General features: G+C 59.0%; 4 protein-coding genes. 3 read left to right on the top strand and 1 reads right to left on the bottom strand.

Features of this window, described 5'->3' with window-relative positions; all coding sequences use genetic code 11:
* On the bottom strand, positions 1–910 hold a 910-nt coding region (locus AAC083_RS20635), incomplete at its 3' end, for a pyridoxal-dependent decarboxylase (RefSeq protein WP_258224795.1).
* Positions 911–1,123: 213 nt separating this feature from the next.
* Here AAC083_RS20635 and trhA point away from each other — a divergent pair.
* The 3 genes from trhA to AAC083_RS20620 form a co-directional block, all read left to right on the top strand.
* Positions 1,124–1,759 carry a PAQR family membrane homeostasis protein TrhA gene (gene trhA, locus AAC083_RS20630; RefSeq protein ID WP_042038590.1) on the top strand — a complete coding sequence of 212 codons (636 nt, stop codon included), beginning with the start codon at positions 1,124–1,126 and terminating at the stop codon, positions 1,757–1,759.
* Between the two features lie 118 nt (positions 1,760–1,877).
* Complete coding sequence (locus AAC083_RS20625; protein WP_042038591.1) at positions 1,878–3,539, top strand: putative transporter; 1,662 nt, start codon at positions 1,878–1,880, stop codon at positions 3,537–3,539.
* 228 nt (positions 3,540–3,767) lie between these two features.
* A partial coding sequence (locus AAC083_RS20620; RefSeq protein WP_146181750.1) for a retention module-containing protein occupies positions 3,768–5,377 on the top strand: 1,610 nt, incomplete at its 3' end.

The following is a 5,377-nucleotide window of genomic DNA, read 5'->3' as shown; positions in this document are numbered from 1 at the left end:
GCGTGACGGTGTCGGCCCGCTCAATGCCGGTCAGCAGGTTCTGATAACGGGGCGAAAACAGGGTCGGGCCACCCCAAGCGGCATCCACATGAAAATGGATCTGCTCGCGCTCGGCGATGGCCGCCAGCTCCGGCAGCGGATCGATGGAGCCAAAGTCGGTGCTACCCGCCACGCCGACCAGTGCCAGCACTTTGAGTTTCTGTTCCTTGCACTGGATCAGCGCTTGCTCCAGCGCAGCCAGACTGAGCCGGTTCTGCTCGTCGGTTTCAAGACGCCAGACACTGTGCGCCCCCAGCCCCAGCAGGTCCATCCCCTTGTCGAAGGAGTAGTGCATCAGCCGGGAACCCAGAATGACAGCGCCGCGATAACCCTGCTCATAGAGGGCGAACAGGTTGTCGCCGCAGGCGCGGTTGCGGGCCAGCCACAGCGCCGTGACGTTGGCGATGGTGCCGCCGCTGGTCATGACGCCGAGGGCGGCATCCTTGGCGTGCATCTGCTCGCCGTAGAAGGCATCGTCCCTGCCATAGATGAGGCGGTGCAGCTTGGCCAGCACCTCCCGCTCCAGAAAACTGAGCAGGCGGGAGGACTCCATCTTCATCGGATTCTGGTTCAGCATCACCAGCAGGCGCGACAGCTCGGCGGTATAGGCCGGCAGTGGTGCCGTCATGTGGCCCATGTAGCGTGGCGAGGTGAGGTGAGAGGCGCCGGGTACCAGGGTGGCCAGCCGCGCCAGATAGTGCTGGATGGAGAGGCCGACCGCAGGCATGCGGGATTGATCGAGCTGGTGGGCGAACTGGTCGCGCTGGTAGGGGGCCTGACTGTCATCCGAGTGGTGAAATTGTGCCAGCATGGCGCTCATTGCGTCGCCAAAGGCTGCATCCGGTTGTGTAAACAGCTCAGTCAACTTCATCAGGTTCTCCAGACCGGGTTGCCAGGTAGCCACTGTGTGGTGAGCCGCCGTGGCGGCAACAGCTACGTGGGCATCGGCCGCAGAGCATACACCAAAGGCAAACGGGTGACAGCCATGAGCGCTGGCCAAATCAGATCCCATCCGATTTAAGCTAACACTTGTACTCTGAAATAACGGCGGCTAGAGTGAGCCCAGTTTGGGCAGGAGTATGCAATGAGCAGTGTGACGGATTATTCTCCCCGCGAGGAGTTGGCCAATCGCCTCAGCCACGGCTTGGGGCTGGTGTTTGGGATCCTGGGATTGATCTTGTTGTTGAACAAGGGCTGGGAGCAGGGCACCCAGGCGCTCATCAGCTATAGCCTCTATGGCGGCAGCCTGGTGCTGCTCTATCTCGCCTCGACCCTGTATCACAGCATGGCTGAAGGGGCCGCGAGGCGCTGGTGCAAGGTGTTTGATCACTGCGCCATCTATCTGCTGATCGCCGGGACCTATACCCCCTTCCTGCTGGTGGCGCTCGATACCCCGCTGGCCCAGGGACTGATGGTGGTGATCTGGGCGCTGGCACTGGCGGGGGTTGTGTTCAAGTTGCTCTTCATCAATCGCTTCAAGAAGTTGTCGCTGTTTACCTACTTGATGCTGGGCTGGTTGTCGCTGGTGGTCATTTATCAGCTTTACCTCCATCTGGAGGGGGAAGGCTTGCTGCTGCTCGGGCTCGGTGGTCTCATCTACAGCCTTGGGGTCATCTTCTATGTGGCCAGACAGATCCCTTATAACCACGCCATCTGGCATCTGTTTGTGTTGGGTGGCAGTGTTTGTCACTTTATGGCCATTTATGGTTATGTCGCTTAACTAGCCCTTAATTGGTATATATTGCCGCTCAAAAGGATAAATTCGTGCGGTATCACACAGTTGGCGTCGGCGTTTGCTGACAAGCTAAGGACAGTTCAATTCGCAAAGGATGCACGAAATGAGTGATATCGCGCTTTCCATCAGCATGTTGTCGCTGGTGGCAGTGCTGGGGCTCTGGCTGGGCAACTGGCGAGTCTATGGCGTTGGCTTGGGGATCGGAGGTGTGCTATTTGGTGGCATCATCGTGGGCCACTTCGCCGGCCTCTCCGGTCTCGCACTGGATGAACAAACTCTGCACTTCATTCAGGAGTTCGGCCTTATCCTGTTTGTCTACACCATAGGTATCCAGGTCGGTCCCGGCTTCTTCTCCTCCCTGCGCAGTTCTGGCCTCAAGCTGAACGGCTTCGCCGCCCTGCTGGTGCTGCTTGGCTGCTTGGTCGCGGCTGCGCTGCATCAACTGTTTGACGTGCCGCTGCCAGTGATCCTGGGGGTATTCTCCGGCGCCGTGACCAACACGCCTTCCCTTGGTGCGGGTCAGCAGATCCTGGCCGAGCTTGGCGCCGCGCCCGGTTCGACCGGCTTGATGGGCATGGGGTATGCCGTCGCCTATCCGTTCGGCATCTGCGGCATTCTGCTCACCATGTGGCTCATTCGCATGTTTTTTCGCATCAAGATTGACGAAGAAGCAGCCCAGTTCGAGCAACAAGCCGGCAAGACCAAGGAGAGCCTGCAGACCATCAACATCGCGGTGCGCAACCCCAACATGCACGGCCTGATGCTGGGGGAGATCCCGAGCCTGGACGAAGCCGATGTCATCTGTTCCCGCCTCAAGCGCGGCGATGAGCTGATGGTGCCGCGGCCGGACTCGCGCATCGAACTCGGCGACCTGTTGCACCTGGTGGGTGAACGGCATGCGTTGCACAAGGTGCTGCTGGTGCTGGGGGAGGAGGTGGATACCTCGCTCTCGACCCGAGGCACCGATCTGCGGGTGGAGCGGGTGGTGGTGACCAACGAGCAGGTGCTCGGCAAGAAGATCCGCGATCTCGACATCAAGCAGAAGTACGATGTGGTCATCTCGCGCCTCAATCGGGCCGGTATCGAGCTGGTGCCGACCAGTCAGACCAGTCTGCAGTTTGGTGACATCCTCAATCTGGTGGGGCGACTCGACGCCATCGAAGCGGTGACCAATGTGGTGGGCAATGTGCAGCAAAAACTGCAGCAGGTGCAGATGCTGCCTGTGTTCATCGGCATTGGTCTTGGCGTGCTGCTCGGTTCTATCCCCTTCTATCTACCCGGGTTCCCGGCGGCACTCAAGCTGGGTCTGGCGGGCGGCCCGCTGGTGGTGGCACTGATCCTGTCGCGGATCGGCAGCATCGGCAAGCTCTACTGGTTCATGCCACCGAGCGCCAACCTGGCGCTGCGGGAGATCGGCATAGTGCTATTTCTGGCCGTGGTGGGCTTCAAGTCAGGCGCCGGTTTCATCGACACCCTGATCAACGGCGATGGTCCGGCCTGGATGATGTACGGCATGGCAATCACCCTGATCCCGTTGCTGGTGGTCGGTGTGCTGGCCCGCCTGTATGGCAAGATGAACTATCTCACCCTGTGCGGATTGCTGGCCGGTTCCATGACGGATCCTCCCGCCCTGGCGTTTGCCAACGGTATGCATCCCACCAGTGGCGCCAGCGCCTTGTCGTATGCCACTGTTTACCCTTTGGTGATGTTCCTGCGGATTATCTCCCCCCAGTTGCTCGCCATTTTGTTGTGGGCAGGCGCCTGATCATGACCTGGACGGGAACACAGCCATGCGCTCCCGTCATCTAGATGCAACATATTGATAATATTTATTTTATTGATTTATTCCCCCCGTCATTGACTCTCCTGTTTAACCGGCCGTTCCAGCTTCAAATCAGGCTATCCATTCGAATTTTCTAACTGGTTTCTGGCGTCGTTCACAGGCACATTAGACAGTGGAATATTGCATGCCAATAGAGATTCAGGAGAGAACATGAGCAGCCACAATATCGCATTGGATCAGGACGTCGTCGTTACCCAGTTGACAGGCAAGGTTTACCTGGTCGCCGCAGATGGCAGCCAGAAGCAGCTCGCCGAAGGCGATATCCTGCCCAAGGATGCGGTGCTGATCACTCCTGAAGGCGCCAGCTTCAAAGGCGGCAATCAGACTTTCACTCTGAGCCCGACCAACGAGCTGCAGGCTGAGGATGACACGTCTAAAGAGCTGCTGCTTGCCCAGAATGTGCCGATCGGCAATCCCGATGACATAGCGGCCCTGCAACAAGCCATTCTGGCTGGCGCCGATCCGACCAAGGCATTTGAAGCGGCGGCGGCCGGCGGTGCTGCCGCAGGCGGCAATATTGGCGGTGTGGCGGGCGCTAGCGGCAACGGTGGTTTCGTCACCATAGAGCGTACCGGCGATGCCACCATAGCGGAAGCGGGATTTGATACCGCCACCCAGGCTGACACGGGTGTGATTGGCGATGCGTTCGCGGGCGAGGAAAATCAGCTGTTCGACCTGGTGCCACCGGTGATCACAGTCTTTGCTCCGGACAATACCAATGACACGACCCCGACCCTGACTGGTACCACGGATGCTCCTGTGGGCAGCACTGTGACTCTGCTGGTCACGGATGCTAATGGCAATCAACAGACCCTGACCACGACCGTCAATCCGGATGGCACCTTCAGCGTTGATGTCACCACACCGCTGGCGGACGGCTCCTACACTGTCACCGCCAATGTCACAGATCCTGCCGGCAACACCGGCACAGCCACCGATGATGGCAGCGTGGACAGCACGGTTCCCTCTGCTCCTCTGGTGGATATCCAGGATGGTGCGGACAACGTCATCACCGCCAATGAGCGCGAGAACGGCGTGGATGTCATCATACGTTTGCCAGCCGATGCCAAAGTCGGTGATCGCCTTGATGTGGACTGGAATGGGGATGGGGTGCCTGACTCCAGCTCCATACTGACCGCCGATGATATCGGCAAGACACAGGTTACTTTGACCATTCCCACCACGGATCTGCCGGTGAATGGCCCCATCACAGTAGATGCCACCCTGACAGATCCCGCTGGCAACACCTCTCCCAAGGGCACTGACAACAGCGTGGTGAATGTCGCGCCTGTGCCTGGGGACGACCAGTTCACAGTGGAAGAGGATGGGACAGTCACCATCAACGTACTCGGCAACGACACCGACCTGGATGGAGATAGCCTCAGCATCACCGCCATAAATGGCCAGGCTATTGCCGAAGGCGGCTCGGTGGTGATTGACAATGGGTCCGTTACCCTGACCAACGGCCAGCTGGTCTTTACGCCCTCTCCTGATTTCAATGGCAATATTTCGTTCGAATACACAGTTGCAGATGGTTTTCATAGCGCCACTGGCGGCGTTAACGGGACTGTCAACCCGGTCAATGATGCTGCCATCATTGCCGGTACCGATAGCGGCGGTGTCACTGAAGACGACGCTACCCCGACGCTGACCGAGACCGGCAGCCTGAGCGTGACCGACGTGGATGGCGCTGATGAGGCCAAATTTGTGGCCGGCAACGGCGTGGCCAGCAATGGTGCACTGGGCAGCCTGACCATCAC

This window comes from Aeromonas sp. HMWF014 (genome assembly GCF_963878295.1).
GTDB lineage: Bacteria > Pseudomonadota > Gammaproteobacteria > Enterobacterales > Aeromonadaceae > Aeromonas > Aeromonas popoffii.
The sequence above is the reverse complement of the archived record's forward strand: the minus strand, read 5'-3'. Positions and strand labels throughout refer to the sequence as shown.